13 protein-coding genes and 1 pseudogene are annotated in these 21,022 nt (G+C 68.3%); 7 read left to right on the top strand and 7 right to left on the bottom strand.

From position 1 onward, the window contains the following. Nucleotides 1-84: 84 nt before the first annotated feature. Both ACOOHF_RS12365 and ACOOHF_RS12360 read left to right on the top strand, forming a co-directional pair. On the top strand, nucleotides 85-363 hold the full coding sequence (locus tag ACOOHF_RS12365) for a transposase (protein WP_420461923.1): 279 nt from the start codon (nucleotides 85-87) through the stop codon (nucleotides 361-363). 2 nt (nucleotides 364-365) lie between these two features. Continuing rightward, nucleotides 366-1,262, top strand: a complete 897-nt coding sequence (locus ACOOHF_RS12360; RefSeq protein WP_420461922.1) for an integrase core domain-containing protein — start codon at nucleotides 366-368, stop codon at nucleotides 1,260-1,262. Between the two features lie 728 nt (nucleotides 1,263-1,990). Here ACOOHF_RS12360 and ACOOHF_RS12355 read toward each other — a convergent pair. The 4 genes and pseudogenes from ACOOHF_RS12355 to ACOOHF_RS12340 all read right to left on the bottom strand — a co-directional run. After that, a pseudogene (locus tag ACOOHF_RS12355) lies at nucleotides 1,991-2,110 on the bottom strand (cupin domain-containing protein); the annotation flags it as partial. A 9-nt stretch (nucleotides 2,111-2,119) separates the two neighbouring features. Beyond that, nucleotides 2,120-5,707: an FG-GAP-like repeat-containing protein gene (locus tag ACOOHF_RS12350; protein ID WP_420461921.1), complete on the bottom strand. Its 3,588-nt coding sequence runs from the start codon at nucleotides 5,705-5,707 to the stop codon at nucleotides 2,120-2,122. After that, the gene (locus ACOOHF_RS12345; RefSeq protein ID WP_420461920.1) at nucleotides 5,704-7,503 is read right to left on the bottom strand and encodes a CRTAC1 family protein; all 1,800 of its coding nucleotides are present in this window, start codon (nucleotides 7,501-7,503) and stop codon (nucleotides 5,704-5,706) included. The genes ACOOHF_RS12350 and ACOOHF_RS12345 overlap by 4 nt, the downstream gene beginning before the upstream one ends. Beyond that, a complete protein-coding gene (locus ACOOHF_RS12340; protein WP_420461919.1) occupies nucleotides 7,500-10,568 on the bottom strand; it encodes a tetratricopeptide repeat protein in 3,069 nt (1,022 codons plus the stop codon). Before ACOOHF_RS12340 ends, ACOOHF_RS12345 begins: the two co-directional genes overlap by 4 nt. Before the next feature lie 140 nt (nucleotides 10,569-10,708). Between ACOOHF_RS12340 and ACOOHF_RS12335 the strand changes: the two genes are divergently transcribed. The 3 genes from ACOOHF_RS12335 to ACOOHF_RS12325 all read left to right on the top strand — a co-directional run bounded on the left by ACOOHF_RS12335 (nucleotide 10,709) and on the right by ACOOHF_RS12325 (nucleotide 13,140). Next, nucleotides 10,709-11,251 (top strand): hypothetical protein, encoded by a 543-nt coding sequence (locus ACOOHF_RS12335; RefSeq protein ID WP_420461918.1) that lies wholly within the window; start codon nucleotides 10,709-10,711, stop codon nucleotides 11,249-11,251. Between the two features lie 219 nt (nucleotides 11,252-11,470). Continuing rightward, complete coding sequence (locus ACOOHF_RS12330; RefSeq protein WP_420461917.1) at nucleotides 11,471-12,661, top strand: ATP-binding protein; 1,191 nt, start codon at nucleotides 11,471-11,473, stop codon at nucleotides 12,659-12,661. 299 nt (nucleotides 12,662-12,960) lie between these two features. Further along, nucleotides 12,961-13,140 (top strand): hypothetical protein, encoded by a 180-nt coding sequence (locus ACOOHF_RS12325; protein ID WP_420461916.1) that lies wholly within the window; start codon nucleotides 12,961-12,963, stop codon nucleotides 13,138-13,140. A gap of 45 nt (nucleotides 13,141-13,185) precedes the next feature. On the opposite strand, the gene ACOOHF_RS12320 is transcribed toward ACOOHF_RS12325, so the two are convergent. From ACOOHF_RS12320 to ACOOHF_RS12310, 3 genes are all read right to left on the bottom strand, one after another. Next, nucleotides 13,186-13,455: a hypothetical protein gene (locus tag ACOOHF_RS12320; protein ID WP_420461915.1), complete on the bottom strand. Its 270-nt coding sequence runs from the start codon at nucleotides 13,453-13,455 to the stop codon at nucleotides 13,186-13,188. Nucleotides 13,456-13,600: 145 nt separating this feature from the next. Beyond that, on the bottom strand, nucleotides 13,601-17,401 hold the full coding sequence (locus tag ACOOHF_RS12315; protein WP_420461914.1) for an Ig-like domain-containing protein: 3,801 nt from the start codon (nucleotides 17,399-17,401) through the stop codon (nucleotides 13,601-13,603). Nucleotides 17,402-17,538: 137 nt separating this feature from the next. Continuing rightward, entirely contained in the window at nucleotides 17,539-18,009 is a 471-nt protein-coding gene (locus tag ACOOHF_RS12310; protein ID WP_420461913.1) for a hypothetical protein, read from the bottom strand. A gap of 636 nt (nucleotides 18,010-18,645) precedes the next feature. Here ACOOHF_RS12310 and ACOOHF_RS12305 point away from each other — a divergent pair. Next, entirely contained in the window at nucleotides 18,646-19,917 is a 1,272-nt protein-coding gene (locus ACOOHF_RS12305) for a 6-bladed beta-propeller (RefSeq protein WP_420461912.1), read from the top strand. Nucleotides 19,918-19,922: 5 nt separating this feature from the next. After that, complete coding sequence (locus tag ACOOHF_RS12300) at nucleotides 19,923-20,960, top strand: hypothetical protein (protein ID WP_420461911.1); 1,038 nt, start codon at nucleotides 19,923-19,925, stop codon at nucleotides 20,958-20,960. Nucleotides 20,961-21,022 lie beyond the last annotated feature (62 nt).

Here is a 21,022-nt window from a genome sequence, read left to right as displayed (position 1 = left end):
CTTGGACACCCCACCATTGTGACGTTTGACCTCCGGGCGCGGTGCTGCGCAGGGTAGAACCTGGCAGACCGGAAGGAGGTCGACATGGCGCGGCGGCGGTACACACCCAAGCTGAAGGCGCAGGTGGTGCTGGAGGTTCTGTCGGGCGGGAAGACGCCCGGCCAGGTGGCCAAGGCGTACGGAGTGCACCCGAACTCGGTACAGCTCTGGAAGCGGCGCTTCGTGGAGCGGGCGCCGGAGGTCTTCGCCGGGGACACGGCGGTGAACGAGTACGAGCGCCGGATCCGGGACCTGGAGCAACTCCTGGGCAAGAAGGAGGTGGAGATCGCGCTGCTAAAAAATTTCTTGGGCGGGAGGGGCTGAGCGTGGCGGCGAAGGTGGCGCTGGTCTCCGGAGCGCGCGAGGCGCACGGTCTGGGGCCGTCGCTGCGGGCGGCCGGACTCTCGCGCTCGACGTGGTACTATCACACGCGGACGCGGGTCGCCTACGCGGAGAAGTACGCGCACCTGGAGGCGCCGCTGAAGGCGATCGCCGAGGCGCACCCGGAGTACGGGTACCGGCGGAGTACCGCGGAACTCCGGGAGACGTACGGCCACCGGGTGAACCGAAAGGTGGTGGAGCGGCTGCACCGGCTGTGGGACCTGCCCCTGAGGCGCACGGTTAGGCGCCCGAAGCCGAGCGCGGTCCGGCGGGCCATCGACGCCGCGGGGCCGCGCGCCAACCTGCTGTCGGGGCGGTCGAAGGCGGAGATCGGAGCGCTGGAGGTCTTCTACACGGACTTCACCGAACTCCTCTACGCCGGCGGGACCCGGAAGGCGTGGCTGATCCCCATCCTCGATCACCAGGCGAAGTACGTGCCGGGCTTCGCCGTTGGAGCGTCGGCCAACTCCGATCTGGCGCTCTCGGCCTGGACGGCCGCGGAGCGGACCCTGGCCCGCCTCCGGAACTCGCTGGACGGGATCATCGTCCACCAGGACCGGGACCCCGTGTTCACCGGCTACGCATGGACCGGCCAGCTCCTGGCGGCGGGTGCGCGGCTCTCCTACGCCCTCCGGGGACCGAGGGACAACCCGGAGATGGAGAGCTTCTTCGGCCGGTTCAAGGTGGAGAACCGGTCGCTGATCCTCGACGCCGGCTCGCTCGAGGAGCTCGCGGCCGTCGTGCGGGATCGGATCAACTACTACAATCGGGTGCGCCGTCACTCCTCCCTCGGAGACCGGCCACCCCTGACCATCATCGAGGACTTCTACCGCGAGGGCTGAGCAGCACAATAAACCCGGAGGTCGGGTGTCCAACTTTTGGGGGTCACTTCAGATGGCGCCCAAGGGGTAGTTCAGGTTCCGAGGGTTCTCCATCCCAAGTTCGGCGGCTAAAGCTCCGTACTCGATACGGCGTCTGGCGTTCGCTTGCCTCACCAGAATTGGCAGCGCCCTTCGCGCCCTTCGCTGGTAGAGCTTGTCTCCACGAAAGCCGTACCGGGTCTTCTCAGGTGTGCTGTTGCGAACCTCGGCAGGTTGAATCCCGGTCACGGCTTCGTGCCTCGAACGTAACGTCCGTGCCCAACGCGCCGAATGTCTCCTCGTTTGTTGAGCTTATCCAACGCGGAGCGAACATAATGATGGTAGTAGGGGCGACCGTACCGTATCTCCATTAGACGAGGTGTGACCACGGGTGACCCTCCATTTCCCGATAGATTTCCTGCACCGTGATCTCACCGTCCTGGGCACTAACGATCCGCAGCACCGCCTCCTTCCAGGTCTCGGTCACGGTCGCGTCGCCTCCTGGATCACAGCGCCGGGCTCCCCGGACGCCGGGCCGTGGATCACGATGACCGGCGCGGCGACGCGGAGATCGTCCAGACGCAGCTTCCGATCGCACCGCTCGAACAAGCAGTCGGGTTGGCTCGCGGGGTGAGGCACGCCGGGGCCTGCCGGCTCCTCTCCGTAACGGAAATGAGTGACATACGGTGGTTTACGGAAACGATTCACAGGATGACGTAGAGGTCGCCGGAGCCGATCTCGACGGCGCGGTCGGGGAGGTCGATCCGTAGCGTCCCCTCGAGGACGAAGAACGCCTCGTCCGTGTCCGCGTGGTCGTGCCACACGAACTCCTGCGACGCTCATCGCTCCTCCGGGGGGGGGACTACGCGGGTGAGGTAGTCCGCGAGTTCCGGGTCGGGGGAACCGCCGCGACCTTCGTCCGGGGGAGGCGGATAACCCGGCAGCGCACGATACGGGAGCGGCACGACGCGGTCTCCCGTAGCGGTGTTCAGATCCCCGTCCTTCACCCAGCCGTCGGAGTAGATGAGGAAGGTCCGCTTCCAGCCGACCGGCAATTCCGGGAAGGCCTCGGCGTCGAAGCGGAGGGTGATCTCGTCGCCGGCGTTCTGGATCACGTAGCGGTCGTCCCCCTCGCCCACGAGGTCGGTCACGTCTCCGAAGCGCGTGTACAGACCGAAGAGATCGTGCCAGCGGGGCTCGACGGTGACGGAATCGTAGTCGAACCAGTGGGGACCGTAGCGGCCGCCCTTTCTGAATTCGCGCGCGAAACCCCGATAGTGAATGTCCGACGCTGCGGGCATGACTGACGTCACGCGCACCTCGTCCGCGGCGGGGTGGGCGGGGCCGGTCGTGAAGAAGGCCTCGTCCCAGTAGACCATGAGGTTCGTACGGATCCGGACCCGGCGGTCGTCGGTCGGGAAGAGACCGCGCAGGTCGGCGATGACCGTCTTGTCCTTGCCCGAGGGGAAGCTGAGGCCGGGGATCGCGGGCTGCCACTCGCCGCCGGGGCCCATCACGTCCAGCTCCGGGAAGTGCGGCTGGAGCGCGTCGGACTGCCCCAGCGCCACGTTGATGCTCGCGTCCGTGGGGAAGATCCACCCCGTGAGGAAGAGCGTCACGTCCCCGGAGGCCGCCTCCGGCCCGAGGTCGAGGATGAGTTCGTGCGGCTCGGCGATCCCCTGGAAGCGGCCAGGCCGGAACGACGAGACATAGTTGAAGTCGCGCTCGGCGAGCGCCTCGCGGTGATCTCTCCCGTCCTCATCCGTGGCCGAGACCGGGGCGTGCCGCTCCCCGACCCGCCACAGTTCGAGATCGATGGCCGCGGGTGGAATGAACCCCTCATTCACGTACACGCCGATCCCGGAGGGGTGGTCGACGGCGACGAGGTTCACGCCGTCCACGTAGATCGTCTCCCACAGTTCCTCGGTGATCTGCATCACGTACTCGCCGTCCCGCGGCTGCAGCACGCCGTCGGGGAGGCGCCGGTATTCCTGCGAGGGGAAGGCGGGTGCGTAGGCGCGCTGGCCGCCGCCGAGAATGCCGAGGGGCATGCCGAGGGCGCTCTTCCACATCATGTCGCCCACGAACTCGAACCCGTCGCCGTCCCACACGTAGAGCATGGGACACGAACCCTTGAGCGTCTGCTGTTCGACGAGATCCTGATCCGTGCCCGGGAAGTAGAGGTCCTGAGGCACGCCGTTCGGCCAGTAGACACGCACCACGTCGGCCTTGAGGCGTCCGTCGAGGCCGATGAGGGTCGTCGGGTCGGTGACCGTGTGGACCTGGAAAAGGTCCCCGGCCCGCACCTCGACGCGCGCGCCGATCCCGAAGCGGTTGTTCTTGCGGCTCCCTTCGCCGAGTCCCGCGAGGTCGAGCCTGAAGTAGTGGTTCGCGTTGCCGCCGTCGTTGCGCAGGAGCCTTGGGCTACCGTCGTCGTCGAGGGCGAGGAGGTCGGTGTCGCCGTCCTCGTTGTAGTCGAACGCGCGGACCGTGCGGAGTGCGAAGGGGAGATCGGGGAGAAACTCGGCGGCCGGGCCCAGTCGCCCCTCCCCCTCGTTGCGGAACAGCCGCAGACCGGAACCGGACTCGGCGCCGGCCCCCGAGGCCGGCGGCGTGCCAGCGACGGCGAGGTCCAGCCGGCCATCGTTGTCGAAGTCGACCAGGAGCATGTCGCGCGGGACGAGACCGTCGAGCGGCATCGTCGCGGCGAGCGTGAAGGCGTCGGAGGCCGAGCCGTGCAACAGGCGGACGCGGTCCGCTCCGGCGGCGGCGATGTCCAGCCATCCGTCCCCGTTCACGTCGCCGATCGCCACGGCCTGCGCTTCCTCGGTCGCCGCGCGGCTGTCGGCGCCGGCCCCCGCAGCGGAGAGGCGTTCGGTCCGCTCGACGAAGGTGGCCGCGCGCTCGTTGTCCAGCAGGCGGAGGCCGCCCGGGCCTTCCGCGAGGACGATGTCGACGTCGCGGTCGTTGTCCAGGTCGCCGAAGGCCGCGTCGCGGGTGTCACCGTCCGAGGGGCCCGCCAGTCCGAAGTCCGCCGCCATCTCGGCGAAGGTGAGGTCGCCGTTGTTGCGGAAGAGGCGGTTCGCGCCCGTGTGCGACTCGAACGCGTCGAGGTCCCCGTCCTGATCGAGATCGGCGACGAACACCGCGTTGGCCGCGCGGGCCGACCCTGCCGTGGCGGCCGACGAGAGGTCGATCTCCCGGAAGCCTCCGGCCGGGTCGTTGTGGTACGCGCGCGGCACGCTCCCGGCGAACCAGGCGTCGAGGCGGCGGTCGTCGTCGAAGTCGACCCAGATCGCGGCCTCGGCGTCGCCGGCGTCGATAGCCCCGACCTCGTCGGAGGCGTCCACGTAGCGGCCGAGATCGACGCGAAGCACGCGCCCTTCCCCTCCCCGACTCCACAGCAAGTCTTCATCGCCGTCCCCGTCGAAATCACCGATCGCGGTCGCGGCGGCGGCCGCCGCACCCGCCTCCGACGCGCCGGCAAGCGCTTCCAGCCCGGCCAGTTCGGAAGCCTCGGTGTAGCGGAGGACGGTGAGAACGGCCTCCGGCTCCTGGACGCGGAGCGAGACGAGGAAGCTGAAATCGAGCGACGCGACGCCGGCGAGGGGGCCGCCCGGCGACCTCAGCTCTTCGAGGCTCGCCTGGTAGGGCGAGGTGACCTCGAATGCCGCGCGGAAGTCCGCGAATTGGCCGATCGCCGTCGATCCGTCGCCGGCCAGGAGGGCATCTTCGGCGGCCTCGAACGCCGCGCGCGGCCGATCCCGGAAGTCCGGGGCGATCTGGCGCAGACTCTCCATCGTGCCCAAGGCGGCGTCCAGGTCGCCGCGCGCGAGTTGCGCATCGGTCAGTTCGGCGAGAGCGACCAGGTTGCCCGGCGCGGCCGCTGCCAGGCGCGCGAGAACGTCCGCTCGGGCATCGGAGTCCGGGCCCGCCGCCCGGGCCTCCAGCTCCGACAGACCCCACAGGCTGCGCGCGTGGCCCGGGTCCGCCGCCAGCGTCTCGTCCAGCAGCGCCCGCGCCTCCCCGAAGTCGCCCGTCTCGATCCCCAGCGTGGCCAGCGCGAGCGCCAACTCCGCATCGCCCGGCGCGCGCTCCCGCGCCTCGCGGAGGTTCTCCTCCGCCGTGTCGTAGTCCGCCGCCTTGAGCGCCGTCAGCCCGAGCCCCGCGTATCCCGCCGCCTCGGCCGGCGCCATCTCGACGAGCCGCTGGTATTCGGCCCGCGCGTCCTCCAACCGGTCCTGCTGAAGCGCCGCATCCGCCGTCCCCCGCGCGGCCAGGATCTCCGCCAGCGAAGCCTCCGGAACCGGCGGCCGCGCCTCTCCGCACGCGACGATCAGCGCGAGGCCGCAAAGGCCCGCCGCGACCCGCCCACCGTTCCACCGCGACATCTCGCCGCCCCAGCGGCGCCCCTCGGGTTCGCTCAAGGCTCCCGTTCTCCATTTTCCGGATGAGATACCACGAGTTCTGCTCCGGCCTCGACCGGACCCGCCACGGTGCGGCCTCCGGCGGGCCACGTCACGACGACACTGTCGGCCCGAGGCGCTCCTCCCAGGCCCGCGAGCACGGGATTCGCCTCGGACTGCGAGAGATAGGACGAGGCGGTCGAGACCACGAACCGCTGCGTGGCTTCTCCCACGAACACCCGCACCGTCGCCCCGATCGCGCCGAGATTGGGCGCCGCGCCGTCGAGTCGCAACCGTACCCACCCGGGGCCGGCCTCGAGGTCGTTGCGGAAGAGTTTCGCCGGGCCTCCGTTCGTCGAGATCACCAGGTCGAAATCGCCGTCCCGGTCGTAGTCGAGCGTCGCCACTCCCCGCGCCACGATCGGCGCGTCGAACCCTCCGCCAACCAGACCCCCGACGTCGGCGAAGCCCCCGCGCCTGTCGTTCCGGAACAACTGCGGCGGCTGCGCGAAGGTCACATCTCCCTGGATCGCCTCGATCTCCGGCTCGATGTGGCCGTTCCCCAGCACGAGATCCACGTAGCGGTCCAGGTCCAGATCCGCGAAGCGCAGCCCGAAGGTCAGCGGCAGGAGCGTGGAGCGCGTGAGCCGCGCCGCCCCCGCCAGGTCCTGAAACAGCCCCGCCTGGATCTGCGTGAAGAGCGACACCGGCTCGTTCGAGAAGTTGCCGATCCCGATCGAGAGCTGGCCCCGGTTGAGGATATCGCCCGCGTCCACGCCCATCCCGGCGCGCGCCCGCCCGAACTCGTCGAAGGCGACCCCCGCGTGGAGCGCGACATCGACGAACGTCCCATCTCCCTGATTCTCGTACAGGAAGTTCTGGTACGTGTCGTTCGCGATCGCGACGTCCGGCCGGCCGTCTCCCGTGAAATCGTCGATGACGATGCCGAGCGACTTCCCCTCGGGATTATCGAGACCCGATTCCGCCGTCGCGTCCCCGAACCTCCGTCCCGCCCCGCCCGCAGCGGCGCCCTCCAGCCCGGGTTCGTTCCTCAGGAGACGGCAGGACTCGCCGTTGTATTCCTCGGGGGTCGCGTAGGACTTGTTCACGCCGTCGCGACTGAAGAAGAGGTCGGTTTCCGGCGTCCAGTCCACGTAATTGCACACGAGGAGGTCGAGCCAGCCGTCGCCGTCCGCGTCGAACCACGCCGCGGCGGTCGACCACGCCGGCTCCGCCGCGCCGGGGGCGTTCCCTTCAGTTCCCGTCTCCCGCGTCACATCGGTGAACCGCCCGCCATCGTTCCGGTACAACCGATTATCACCGACCGCCGTCACGTAGAGGTCCGTGTCGCCGTCCGCGTCGTAGTCGGCCGCCGCTCCCCCCATCCCGTAGATGGGTCGCTCGAGCCCGGCCTCGGCGGTGACGTCGCGGAACGTCCCGTCCCCCAGGTTGTGCAGGAGCATGGAGGCGGCGCCCCGGTCCTCGGCGCGTCCCTCCCACCCGGTGCTGTTCACGAAGAAGAGGTCGGGCCATCGGTCTCCGTCGTAGTCGAGCACGATGACGCCGCTCCCCATCGTCTCCGGCATCCACTTCTCGCCGAAGGCGCCCGTCGCATGCACGAAATCGATGCCCGCCGCGGCGGTGACGTCGGTGAATCGGATGGAGGTGGACGCGTCGCTCCCGGCGCGCTCGGTGAAGCCCGGGCGCGTCTGCGTGTATGACGGTGCCTCCGCGTCCTCCGCCCCGCCCCCGCCGCAGGCGGTCGTCGCCGGAGCGAGGAGCCCAACGGCGAGGAGAGTTGTTCCGCGAGCGCTCATGGCCCTCCGCCGCCGCCCGGTCGCGCCGCCTCTGCCGAAGCCTCCGTCCGCACCGAAGCCTCCGCACCGGCGACCGGCCGCAGTTCGTGCGTGTGGATGTCCTGTGCCATGAGGTTCACGCCCGGGTTCTCCGACCTGTACGCCCTCGTGATCGCCTGTGCCGCCTCGTCGATGCCGTAGCGCTCGAACGCCGCCTGGCCCAACTCGGCCTCCTCGTCGCGCCCCATCGCCCGCAGGCTCAGCATGCGGCTGTAGTGCGCCTGCCGGTGCTCGGGATCGATGGCCAGCGTGCGGTCGAACGCTTCGACCGCCGCCTCGTATCGCTGGTCCAGATATCGCGTCCGGCCCAACTGGAACCAAGCCTCGCGATCCTCGGGGAAGGCGTCGAGCACCGCAAGATACGCGGCCTCGGAGGCATCATACACGCCGTCCTCCTGGTGCGCGCCGCCCCACACCCACGCCACCCTCGGATCCCCCGAGGTGACGGTTTCCGCCCGTCCGAGGTTGTTGAACGCATCCCTGAGGTTGCCGGCGGCGAGGGCCATGCGCGCCAGGTTGAGCGGCCCGTCCACCCGGTCCGGGAAGAACTCGGCCACCCGCTCGAATGGACGCTCGGCGAGACGGTCGTTCCCCTCCCGGAGGAGCGCGATCCCGTAGTCGTTGTAGCGGACCCAGATCTCCTCGTCCTGCTCTTCCGACGACACCGGATCTACGCGGCCGCCGACCCCGATCACGACCTCGTCGCTGGCGATCTCGGTCACCGGCAGATCCGGGACCTCGTCGAACTCCGCGAACCCCGCCGGGTTGGCCCCGAACGCGAACTCGGTGTACGCCCGGTCGAACTTCCGCCACAGCACCCGGGCCCGCGCCGTCAGCGAACCCGCCGGCAGGTCCGGGGGCAGCGTGATCCGGTAGTGCGCCACGTCCGCGCTCCCGGGACCGATCACGTTCACCGCCGCGGTGACGTGGATGTCCTGCGCGTTCCGCTTCTGGATCGGCCGCCCATCCCCGTCGAGGATCACGGCCTTGAACATGTGCGCCATGGGGTCGAGGTGCCCGTCGGTCCCGATCTCGCCGCTGATCGCGATCCGCCGACCCTCGTCATCCACCAGTTCGAATTCGAGCCAGCCCTCGTTGGAGTCGTTCGTCCCCCCGGGGAAAGTGTGTCCCACGCCCTGGTTCCGGACGACGACCTCGAAGGTGACGGTTTCCCCCGGAGATACGCTCGGAGGCGAAAGGTCGAGCCCCATCACGGGCTCGTCGTCGGGACCCCGCCGGAGGGCGAAGATGTCGACGCGCAGCTTCTCGTCCCGCAGGAATTCCTCGATGCGGCGCAGGGTCGCGGTGTCGCCGCGCAGGAAGGGGAGCGCCGTGTTGACGGCGAGGAAGCGGTGTGAGCGCACGCGCCCGTTCTCGGCCGACACATCGCCCAGCGGCGCCTCCTCCGGCGGCATGTGGCAGTCCTGGCACACGCGGGCGGCCGCGGGGAGGTAGAAGGTGCGCGAGGCGTTCCGCGCCACGCCGCTGTCGTGCCACGCGTCGTACTCGTTCTGTCCGCGCAGCCAGCGATAGTTATTGACCGGATCGGTGAGGCTCACCTTGTGGCAGGTGGCGCAGAACTCCGACGTCGAATGGAGCGGTTTGAGGAGCTGCCCCATGTGGACGGAGGGCTTGGCCTTGAGCGCCGCGTCGTGCAGGTAGGCGCCCAGCGTGCCCGCCTCGGCTTCGGCGAACAGGTACGGGTCCTCCTGCTCGTCCGCGATGTTGTAGTTGCCGTTCCCCGTGTTGTCGTGGATGCGGTCGATCGCGTGGCAGGCCAGACACGTGAGCCCGGCCTGAGCCTCGACGGTGGCGGGGTCGATCGGCGCGTCCATGGCGCCGGCCAGCATGAGCGCCGGGTCGTGACACCCGCTGCACCACTTGCTCTTGACCCGCCCCGCCGCGTCGGGCTCCAGTCCGAACTCCTGCAGGTGCGCGATCACCTCCGGCCCGGCCTCCAGCGACCCCTCCCGCATGTCCTCGATCGTCGCCGTATAAAAGGGATTGTTGAAGGAGGCGAAGCGGTGCGCGGAGGTCGCCCACTGGGCCGTCACGTCGGGGTGGCAGCGCACGCATTGCGTGGCCCCGATGAGTTCGTCCATTGCGAACCCCCGCCGCTCCACCTCGGACCGGACGCGCGCCGCGCGCTCCCGGGCCGCCTGCGCCGCGAGTTCTCCCGCTTCCATACGGGTGATGATGCGGGAGGGCAGATAGGTCCCGGTGCTTGTCGTGGTCGCCGCCGGGAAGAACGGGCTCCGGGGCGGGACGAGGCCCGTCGGGACGAAGTCTGCCTCCACGAAGCGCGACACATCCCGGTCGCGCCCTCCGGGACCCTCGTTGAGCCCCTGGGCGAGCGCGGCCTCGGCCTCCGGCGTGAGTTGCAGCCCGCGGTGCGTGAGGCTGTGCCACGCGACGAGGACGAGAAGAACGCCGCCCGTGGCGAGGACGAAACGACGGGCCCGGATCCGGGGCGGACGCGCGTAGCTCACGAGCCGGTGCCCGGCGTAGGCGGAGACGATGAGGACGGCGCTCCCCACATGCGCCCACCACGCCCAGCTGTTCTCGCGGCTCGCCGCCGCGGTGAGGATGAAGAGACCGGTCAGGACGAGGACGCCGCCCATGAGCCCCATCCCTATCCCGGTCAGGATCGAGGCACGGTGCTTCCGCTTCCACACGGTCGGGAGGTGAGCGGCCAGGAACCCGAACATGATCGCGGCCAGGACGAGCCCGACCCCGGTATGCGTAAGCACCATCGTCTGGAACAGCTTGGGGAGCGAGTTCTCCCCCACCGCGAAAAAGTCGAGCCCGAGCCCGTCCGCGACCCGGTTCGCCAGCAGGTAGAGGGTGTTCGCCAGCATGAAGACGGCAACGCCGAGCCCGAGCCGGAGCCAGCGCTGGAGCCCGATGCCGAGGATGGAACGCAGCACCGGCCGCCCGCGCCGGGCGCTGGTGGGGGAGCCGTGCGTCGCCGCGGAGGCAACCCCGTTCGTTACTTCCGGCCCCTGGTCCCGTCCTGGTCCGCTCATGACTCGAACGAAACCGCAAGCGCCGCGCCCGCGCAACCGATACGGGCCGCCGAACTACCCTTCGACCCGTCGCTTGCATATGCGGCCGAAGTCGGGCGGGACGATACGTTATAGGACACGGCGAGGAGCGGGAGGAGCCCATGAAGGTGCTGATCATCGCCGGTCCGAACGGGGCCGGCAAGACGACGTTTGCAACGGAATACTTGCCTCTCATGGGGCCGGAAGTACCCTTCGTAAACGGCGATGCGATCGCGGCGCAGCTGAATCCGGACGCGCCCGATGCGGCCGCTCGCGAGGCCGGTAGAGTCGCGCTCCGCCGGATGGAGTCGTACGCAGCCAACCGCGGGGACTTCGCGTTCGAGACCCTCGTCGCCGCGTCAGGCAGTGCTGGCATCCTGCCGTTACCTCCTCCCGGATGGCGCATCCGGGAGGGGCCGGCCGCGACGGACGCCGGCGCGCGGGAACGGTTGGGCCGCCGAGATTATTCCACGAGGAGAAGCGCCATGACGAGGGAAGCAACGCGCGCCCCGGACCGGTTCCCGGAGGGAGAACCATCGGTCGAGAACGTCATGATCGCCCTGCGCCAGGCGCGGGAGGTCGCACTGGCCCGCGCCGAGGCGGTTCGGCAACGCCAGGCCGAGGCCGCGCGAGCGGAGAAAGTGTCCTCCGCCTTGGAGGGTTGATCGGGGTCGCGGATATTCGAGAGGCACACCTTTACCGATGACACCGGCAGTCTACTGTGCGGATGTCGGGTCGATCAGCGCGAAGAACTTCGGCTGGGCCGGGCCGACGACGAAGGGGCTGATCGAACCGGCACCGTGACGTGGCTTGATTCATAGCCAGTTTAGCGATATTACCTTCCTACGATAAACTCGCTAATCTCCACATAAACCGGGCGCCCGATGGATCCGATTCTCAACCCCTATGCCCCCGGAGCGGGCATGCCCCCACCCGAGTTGGCGGGCCGCGACGACCTCCTGAAACGGGTCCGGATCACTCTCGAGAGGGCACGTCTGGGCCGCCCCGCCAAGAGTGTCCTCGCGGTCGGCCTGCGCGGCGTCGGCAAGACCGTGATCCTCCTGAAGTCGAGCGACTACGCCGAGTCGAAAGGCATGCTGGTTACGCGTGTCGAAGCCCCCGAATCGCGCTCGCTACCGGCGTTGCTGGCGCCGGGTCTGCGCCTGGCCATGATCGAGCTGGCGAGAAAGTCGCGCGCTCGTGAACTGGCAAGGCGGGCACTCCGGGGCCTGGCGGGATTTGCCGGCGCCCTCAAGGTGAAGTATCGCGATATCGAGGTCGGCCTTGACTTCGATCCCGAACCGGGCCTCGCGGACAACGGCGATCTCGAGCTTGACCTGCAGGCCCTTCTGCAAGCCGTCGGCGAAGCGTGTGCAAGCGCCGACACCGGTTTGGCCATGTTCGTTGACGAACTTCAATACGTCACCGAAGACGAGCTGGCGGCCCTGATTGTCGCGCTTCACCGCACCGCGCAACGCGGTCTTCCCGTCACTCTCGTGGGGGCGGGTCTCCCGCAGTTGCGCGGGCGGATGGGCCGGGCAAAGTCCTACGCCGAGCGTTTGTTCGACTTTCCGGAGGTGGGTCCGCTGTCATGGGAAGCCGCGTCGACAGCGATTGTCAAGCCGGCTCGGGATCTGGGAGTGGACTTCCAGCGGGAAGCGGTCGAAATGGTCCTCCGGGAGGCCGAGGGATACCCCTACTTTCTCCAGGAGTGGGGGAAGCACGTCTGGGATGCGGCCGAGGGATCACCGATCACCGCAAGCGATGTGCGGTCGGCATCGGCATCGACCCTCGCGACACTTGACGAGGGGTTCTTCATGGTTCGCTTCGATCGATTGACTCAAGCGGAGCGAAAATACCTCCGGGCAATGGCCGAACTCGGCCCGGGACCACATCGCTCGGGGCAGATCGCCGCGGAACTCGGCCGGACGGTCACCTCGCTTGCTCCCATGCGCGCCAAACTGATCTCAAAGGGAATGATCTGGAGCCCCGGCCACGGCGACACCGCGTTTACCGTTCCGCGTTTCGACGGTTTCATGCGGCGGATCCTGCCCGGAGCCGATTGGCGTTTGTAGTCAACCCGCGCGGCCCGTGGCCACGACATCCCCGAGCCGGTCGCCCGCCGCCGGTTCGAGCGAAGCTGGAGCAACTTCGTCGAACTGTACCGCCCCGTTGCAGACGAATGGCAGGTCTACGACACTTCGGGCCGGTTCGCCACCCTCGTCGCCGCGCCAGGCAGTGCTGGCATCCTGCCGTTGCCTTCCCCCGTACGGCGCATCCGGGAGAGGCCGGCCGCGACGGACGCAGGCGCGCGGGGACTTCGATTCGATTCGTTCCGCGTCCTACTGAACCCGGAGACAGGCGGAGAGACCCCATGACGAAGGATGCGACGCACGCCCCAGACAGGTTCCCGGACGGAGAGCCTTCGATCAAGAATGTGATGATCGCGCTAAGACAGGCGCGAAACGACGCACTGGCCCGCGCCGAAGCGGTTCGGCAACGGCAGGCCGAAGCCGCGCGGGAGGAGAAGGTGTCGTCCACCGTGGAGGCTTGATCGCGGGCGCGACGGAGACGATGTCGGGCTCTCGTACGAGAGTGTTCAGAGGGCCAGCCGAGCGCCGATACGAACCGGGACCGTCACGAGCGTTCGGAGCCCGGGCCTCCCTCCCGGTTCGAACGTGGAAAGGGAGTTTGCCCGCACGGCGAAGTCGAACAACACGGACCAGCGCGATGAGACGGGGAACCCCAGGCGGAGGTTGCCACCCGCCGCGACGTCCCAGTCGAAGGCAAGTTGCCGCCCGTTGTGCAGGATCGCCGTGTAGGATCCGGGGATTCGGGAAGCCCGCACCACGCCGGCCTGAGCCGCCACGACAACCCACGGCCCGCCGCCGTCCCCCGCCAGTCTGAACTCGTGTCCGAGCCGGGCCAGGAGACTCGAGACTCCCGCGGCATCACCGAACAGGAAGTCCTGCGCGGACTACCTTGCTCCACCCAGCACCCGCGCTACCGCCGGCTCAGCGCTTCCAGGCCGTAGCGTCCGGGATGCCCCGACTGAACAGCACCTCCAGGCCCGGCTCGGGAGAGAGGGCTGCCATGTCCCCCTGTGCGAGCGGCAAGTCACGTAGAAATCCGCGCACCTGCCCCGTCGGCGGATGACGCAGGATGACCATCGGACGGTGGGTCTCTCCATCCAGCGTCACGGAACCTCCGGGGCCGGACATCGTGATACTCGCCAGACTACCCGCCCACCCAGCCTGGATCGGAAGGGCGAAGGCGAAGGCAGAACCTCCGCCGCCGTCGGCCACATCCGGCAGGCCGAAGCGCAGCGAGAACAGCTCACCGCCTCCGGCCGAGCGTCCCACGATCTCGTATTCGCCGCCGGACCGGGGAAGCGCCGGCGGGGCATCGACGATGAAGGCCGGCTCCAGGAAGGGAATGTCGTCAGCGTCGACGCCGCCCCAAAGGAGGAGCGACTTCGCCCGAGCGGCGACGTTTGTCGTGTTGGCACCCCCTTCGTCCCTCAGCCGGAAGCGTAGCGCATTGATGAAGTGGAAGTCGCTGATCCACCGGGGACTGCAGTAGCTCATCAGGTCCGCCGTGGAGGGCTCCACCAGCGCGCCGCCATCGCGGAAATCGTATCCCCATCTGCCGATCGAACCGTCCGGGTAGGGAAAGGAGGGGTCAGGGTCGCCCAGTCCGCACGGCGCGTGGTAGAGCCTCATGTTGTGCCCGAGTTCGTGAGCCATGGTCCAAAAGTTCGGCACCGCGAAGCTCGACCGGCCGGGAGCAAACGCCAGTCCGCTGGCGCCTGTGACAGATCCTGCCATGGTGCCCATGTAGTGACCGGTCCCCCCTTCCATGACTCGAATCGCCTCGACCTGCTCCAACAACGCGAGTGCCTCGTTGCTCGTGCTCACCACGGGCTCGTGGGCATCCACCTCCAGATCCCGGACCGGCAGCAACGTGCGTATGCCCCAGACCAACTCATGGTTCTCGGAGTCTTCGGCCATGCCCGTGGTCGTGTCCAGGATGGACGAGTCCGGTGCCGAGGCCCACAGAAACGGAATCAGGGTGAGATCAAGGGGCGGCATGGCCTGAACATCGACCGCCATGCGGCCCGTCTCGGGGATCCGCTTCACCGCGAGCAGCCCGTGGTCGAGCGTATTGTCCGGGTCGATTTCGACCACCATCTCCAGGCCCGGCTGCACGATGTCCCCGGAAATCTCGGCGTTGGCCGACTTCGCGAGGTCGCCCTCGTCAACCTCTGTGGGGATGGCGGTTGACTGGTTCGCGATGTCCACGACAAGCCTCTCGGCTCCGCTCAGGTAGAATCTGGCCCGGACGGGGGGAATGCCCTCGGAGGTAGCGTGCGTCGCCCTCACGAACACGCGCAGCAGGGTTTCCTCGCCCGCGACGAGCGGCACCGGGAAAACCCGCGACTGCACTGCCTGGGTCAGGAACGCATCGGACCAACCCGGGTTGGCGCAGGTGGCCACGAGCGATTCGTCGAGGCCGTTCAGCCACTCCCGGAAGCTGGCGTCGAAGGGCGCACAAAGTTCGGTACCATCCGCCTTCAACTGTTTGAGTTGGCGGAGAGATGTCAGGCTGGCCGGAAGGGCTCCCCGCAGCCTGGCGTTGTTCGTCAGGAGCATGGACTCGAGACTCGTCATCCCCGCCAACTCCGGCGGCACCGGGCCCGTCAAATCGTTGTAGGCCACGTCCAGGTATGTAACGTTGGTGAGGCGGCCAAGCGTGGGCGGGATCGGGCCCGTCAGGTCGTTGCCGGCCAGCTCCAGGGTCTTCAGGCTGGCGAGACCTCCGAATTCAGGCGGGATCGGGCCCGTCAGGTTGTTGAAAGGCAACGTGAAGTGCCACAAATTGGAGAGGTTGCCGAGTTCGGGAGGGATCGGGCCGGTTATTTCGTTGCTCGGTAGCCCCAGGAAAAACAGCTGGGAGAGACTGCCAAGCTCGGGTGGGAGGGAGCCTGTCAGGTTGTTGTTTGCAAGCTGAAGCGCTATGACGCGCCCGCCGTAGTCGCTAATCAGCACGCCGGACCACTCATTGATTGGAGCGTCGGTCAACCAGTTTTCGCTGAAAGTCCAGTCGGATCCGCCTGTGGCCTCGTATAAGGCCACGAGCGTCGCGCGGTCCGTGTTGATTACCGTAATCTCCGCCATCCCTGTTGCGCCATCGGCGGTCGCCGTGATCGTCGCGGTGCCTTCGGCGAGCGCGAAGACGAAGCCCGAGTCGTCATGGAACGCTACCGCCACTGACTGATTGCTCGACGTCCAAGCGAGTTCCGCCCCGGCCACTACATGTCCGTTTTCGTCCAACGCCACCGCGGTCAGGCGCAGCGAGTCCCCGGGACTGACGGTGACCGCAGGCGGCGACACGATAACCTCGCTTACTCGCCGCCTCACGGTCACCGCCGCGTACCCCGTCACCCCGGAAGACGTGGCCCTGACCTCTGCTCCTCCGCTGACGACCCCGGTGACCAGCCCCGACCCGTCCACCGTAGCGACGGAAGTGTCGCTCGACGCCCAGACGAATTCGGCCCCCGCCACCGGGTACCCGTTCGCGTCCCTGGCCACAGCCTCCAGCCGCAGCGTGTCCCCCTCGAGCAACGTGGCCGCCGCTGGCGACACCGCAACCTCGCTCACTCCCCACATCACCTGCACCGCCGCGATCCCCGTCACCCCGGAAGACGTGGCACTGATCTCTGTGTCACCGCTGGCGACCCCGGTGACCAGCCCCGACCCGTCCACCGTAGCGACGGCAGTGTGGCTCGACGCCCAGACGAATTCGGCCCCCGCCACCGGGTACCCGTTCGCGTCCCTGGCCACAGCCTCCAGCCGCAGCGTGTCCCCCTCGAGCAACGTGGCCGCCGCTGGCGACACCGCAACCTTGCTCACTCGCTGCCTCACCGTCACCTGCACCGCGGCGGACCCCGTCACCCCGGAAGACGTGGCACTGATCTCTGTGTCACCGCTGGCGACCCCGGTGACCAGCCCCGACCCGTCCACCGTAGCGACGGAAGTGTCGCTCGACGCCCAGACGAATTCGGCCCCCGCCACCGCGTGCCCGTTCGCGTCCCTGGCCACAGCCTCCAGCCGCAGCGTGTCCCCCACGACCAACGTGGCCGCCGCTGGCGACACCGCAACCTTGCTCACTCGCTGCCTCACCGTCACCTGCACCGCGGCGGACCCCGTCACCCCGGAAGACGTGGCCCTGACCTCTGCTTCTCCGCTGACGACCCCGGTGACCAGCCCCGACCCGTCCACCGTAGCGACGGCAGTGTCGCTCGACGCCCAGACGAATTCGGCCCCCGCCACCGCGTGCCCGTTCGCGTCCCTGGCCACAGCCTCCAGCCGCAGCGTGTCCCCCTCGAGCAACGTGGCCGCCGCTGGCGACACCGCGACCTCGCTCACTCCCGGCCTCACCGCCACCGCCGCGCTCCCCGACGCCGACCCCGCCGTCGCGGTGATCGTGGCCATCCCGTTGGCCGCCGCAGTCACTAGACCCGACGCGTCGACCGTCGCAACGGCCGCGTCGCCGCTGCTCCACGAGACCACCATCCCGTTCATGATCCGGCCGAGTTGGTCTAGCACCTCGGCCCTCAGCCGCACCGTATCCCCCAGCGCGGTCAGTTGGGCCGCGGCGGGGGTCACCGTCACCGAGGCGGGCTGGGGCGCGGGCGGCGGCGGCGGCGGACGGGTCGGCGCCGTGGAGGAGTCCCCGCAGGAGAGGCCCGCGACCAGCGCGAACAGGACGACAACGCCGCCTCTTCGCCGGATGAAGGGTTCTTCGCTACTCATAGGGCCGTGGCCGTGAACGGACGTGGTCCGAGATCCTCATCTATGGGGCTTCCGCCATCGCAACCGGTTTGGATGTGGGATCCTCCGCGCGAGCCCCCCCCATAATGGGGGTGCTCCGGCAGCGGCGAAAGCCGACCCTATCCGGCAGCCTCGACCAGTTCGTACACGGCCACGGTGGGGACATCGAACTCGTTGCGTTGGCTGATGAGCACCCAGTCCGGGCCGGCGTCGAGGAGCACGGAGCCGGAGGGCATCTTGAGGCGTCGCAGCCACGCTCCGTTGCGGTCCAGCAGGTGCAGTTCTTCGCCGGGCGCATGCCACGGGTGCGTTCTGACCCACAGGCCGCCGTCCCTCAGTGAGAGGAGGGCTTCGTACGCGGGGAAGCGGTCGGGCAGATACTCCCGTCTCCGTGGCCAGACCTCACGTTCGAAGCGCCGGCGACCCTCGGGGTCGGCATAGCGGTCCAGGCCCATGAGGTAATCGCGGTACCGGCCCACCTGCTCTTCGGTGACCGCGAGGTCGGGGCCGGCCCAGCGCGCGATGCGCGTGACGCGGCCCGTCCAGTCCAGATGCTCCAGTTCGTAGTTGTCGGCCGTGCCGTACCACACGCCCGGTGCCCCGCGTCGGCGGAGACGATGTCGGCTCTCACACGAGAGTGTTCAGAGGGCCAGCCGGGCGCCGATACGAACCGGGACCGCCAGGAGCGTTCGGAGCCCGGGCCTTCCTCCCGGCTCGAACGTGGAAAGGGAGTTCGCCCGCACGGCGAAATCGAACAAGACGGACCAGCGCGATGAGACAGGGAACCCCAGTCGGAGGTTGCCACCCGCCGCGACGTCCCAGTCGAAGGCAAGTTGCCGCCCGCTATGAAGGATCGCCGTGTAGGATCCGGGGATTCGGGAAGCTCGGACCACGCCGGCCTGAGCCGCCACGACAACCCACGGCCCGCCGCCGTCCCCGCCAGTCTGAACTCGTGTCCGAGCCGGGCCAGGAGACTCGAGACTCCCACGGCACTACCGAACAGGAAGTCCTGCGCGTTGAGGCGATACAAGTCCAGGTCGATGCCGAACCGGATCGAGGGGCGACCACATTCGAGCCCCAGGACTCGCTCACGGGTTGGCCGGGCGCAGCGTCACTCTACTATGTTTATAATAGACCGCCTACTTGCACCGGACCTGGAGGCGGCAGCGCAGGGCGAGCTGTTGCGACCGGAGTGCGGTCGTGGAGAGCGAAGTCCAGGAGAGCCAGTGCCGCCAAGGACACTCACCAGCCTCATCATCGCGACTTCTCTCGCGGCCTGTGATGCCGGAGCGGGCGCTTCCGGTGCCGGTCCCTACGTCGTGGTCGAGACCCGCGGCGACACCACCGTGGTGCGGACCCTGTCGGGAAGCGTGTGGGGCGCCGACGCCAGGCTGGTTCCGCAGATCTCAATCGGCGAGGTGGAGGGGCCGGAGGAAGTTCTATTCGGACGCATCGGGTCGATCGCTGTGGACGATGAAGAGCGGATGTACGTGCTGGATAGCCAGGCCCTGAACGTTCGCGTCTTCGATTCGGCCGGAGAGTACCTCGAGACGCTGGGAGGACCCGGCGAGGGACCGGGCGAGTTGAGCTCCGCCGAGTCGGTCGTGCTGCTGGCTGATGGTCGCGTGGCGGTGAACGACCAACTCGACCACCGGGTCCAGTTGTACCGCCCCGGCCGTGGCGAGACGGAGGCATGGCCCTACAGCGCAGGCGTCCTGATTGTCGGCTCTCGGCAGCAGTTGTACGCCGACCGGCATGGCCGGACGTTCGTGGTCGTTCCCCAGTTCTCCTCCGTCGGAGATTTCGTCCGGTACGCCATCGTTCCTCTGGACTCCAACGGGGTACCGCAGGATACGCTTCTCCCTCCCGGCGGCGACTTCGAGCCTCCCTCGGTCGAACTGGAACTCGGCATGGACTCCGGACCCTTTCGCAGGATATCGCCAACCATACCCCTGACGGCGCGGCACTATTGGACCCTGAACCCGGACGGACGCTTCGTGACCGGCGTCTCCACCGACTACCGGGTCGACATGGAGCGTGAAGACGGCGTCCTTCGTATCGAGCGCGTTTACGAGCCGGTCGCCGTGTCGGAAGCCGAGCGCAGCTACTACCGCGAGGATACGACGCGGAGCATGCGCCTGACCCAGCCCGACTGGAGCTGGAACGGGCCACCGATCCCCGAGACGAAGCCTCCCTTCCGGGGCCTCATCGCTGGCCGCGACGGACGGATCTGGGTACAGCTTTGGACGGAGGCGTATCCCGAGGAGAACGAGGATTATGATCCCGACAACCCGCGCTCCGATCCCGTGACCTGGCCCTCCCCGCTCCGCTACGACGTGTTCGAGCCGGACGGCACCTACCTGGGCGCGGTTGTGCCCCCCGAGGGTTTCGCGGATTACCCGCAGCCGATCTTCGCTGGCGACGACGTATGGGCCGTGACCCGCGACGCCCTCGGCGTCGAACGCGTCGTCCGCTTCCGCATCGAGGTGGAAGGATGATGCTTGTGAACAGCCTCAGACGGACGCTTCCGTTCCTCGCGGCCGGCTTGGCGGCCTGCTCCGGCCCGGAGGCCGACGCGTCCGCCTCGCTCGACCGACCGATCACGCTCGAACGCGTCCGCACGATCGTCCGTCAGGACACGACCCCGGCGACCGCCTGGCTCAACCGACCGAACCAACTTCGATACGACTCCGTCGGCGGGCACCTGTTTGGCTTGGAGTGGGGCGACCGTCGGATCGTGCAGTTCACGACCAGCGGTGAGTTCCTGGGTTACTTCGGCAGCCCGGGCGAGGGTCCCGGAGAGATCAGCAATCTCGGTGACTTCGGGGTGGGCGCTGACCACGTGACCGCCCTGGACGGGGGATCCGGCAAGCTCGTCGTCTTCGACAAGTCTTCGCGACAGATGCGGGTCGAGATCCGCATCGACAGGTGGCTCAGGGACATGGCGGCCATCGGGGACACGCTGCTCGCCGTGCTTCCGGGCACGGACGGCTCCCTCTTCGAGCTGTTCCACACAGACGGGCACACCCTCGGCTCGTTCGGAGACGGTGCCTTCCTGACCGGTATCTGCTCCTGTTCGATCACGCACATCGGTGACGGCAGGCTCGTGGTGCTGAACGCCGATATCCCCGAGGGACAGATCCATGGGCTGGACGGGTCGCTGCTCGGCGCCTTCACCTTCGCGGAACTCGACCATGTGTTGGCCGAATGGCAGGTGGCGTTCGGCGAAAAGATGCGGCGCGCCTCAGGGTTGGTCGGCCCGGCAGGGCAACGCTTAAGGGGGGGAAAGATCTGGGTCAACATGGCAGGCGTCACGGACGAGGGGTCATTCCTCGTGACCGCCACGCCCGAGGATCTCGGCGTCAACCCGTGGGAACTATGGAGACTCGATCATCAAGGCCGCATTACCGACCGCTATGTGTTCGATGGGATCTGGATCCAGGCGTTCACCGCCGCCTTCCCGACGATCTACGCCCTCGGACTCGGTGACGAATTCGGCGTCTACGAATACCGCGTCCCCCAGCCCCCCGAGCCCCGCTAGCCCGTCACAATCGGCGCGAACCGCCCGTTCCCCGGTGGGGTATGGGAGAGATATGAAGCGGT

This window comes from Candidatus Palauibacter sp. (genome assembly GCF_965216145.1).
GTDB lineage: Bacteria > Gemmatimonadota > Gemmatimonadetes > Palauibacterales > Palauibacteraceae > Palauibacter.
Note: the sequence above shows the minus strand (reverse complement) of the source record. Positions and strands in the feature narration are given on the sequence as shown.

Bases quoted from the DNA above. Each gene is read 5' to 3' on its own strand.
- ACOOHF_RS12365 (WP_420461923.1), top strand. From the start codon at position 85: ATGGCGCGGCGGCGGTACACACCCAAGCTGAAGGCGCAGGTGGTGCTG.
- ACOOHF_RS12330 (WP_420461917.1), top strand. From the start codon at position 11,471: ATGGATCCGATTCTCAACCCCTATGCCCCCGGAGCGGGCATGCCCCCA.
- ACOOHF_RS12325 (WP_420461916.1), top strand. From the start codon at position 12,961: ATGACGAAGGATGCGACGCACGCCCCAGACAGGTTCCCGGACGGAGAG.
- ACOOHF_RS12340 (WP_420461919.1), bottom strand. From the start codon at position 10,568: ATGAGCGGACCAGGACGGGACCAGGGGCCGGAAGTAACGAACGGGGTT.
- ACOOHF_RS12315 (WP_420461914.1), bottom strand. From the start codon at position 17,401: ATGAGTAGCGAAGAACCCTTCATCCGGCGAAGAGGCGGCGTTGTCGTC.
- ACOOHF_RS12335 (WP_420461918.1), top strand. From the start codon at position 10,709: ATGAAGGTGCTGATCATCGCCGGTCCGAACGGGGCCGGCAAGACGACG.
- ACOOHF_RS12345 (WP_420461920.1), bottom strand. From the start codon at position 7,503: ATGAGCGCTCGCGGAACAACTCTCCTCGCCGTTGGGCTCCTCGCTCCG.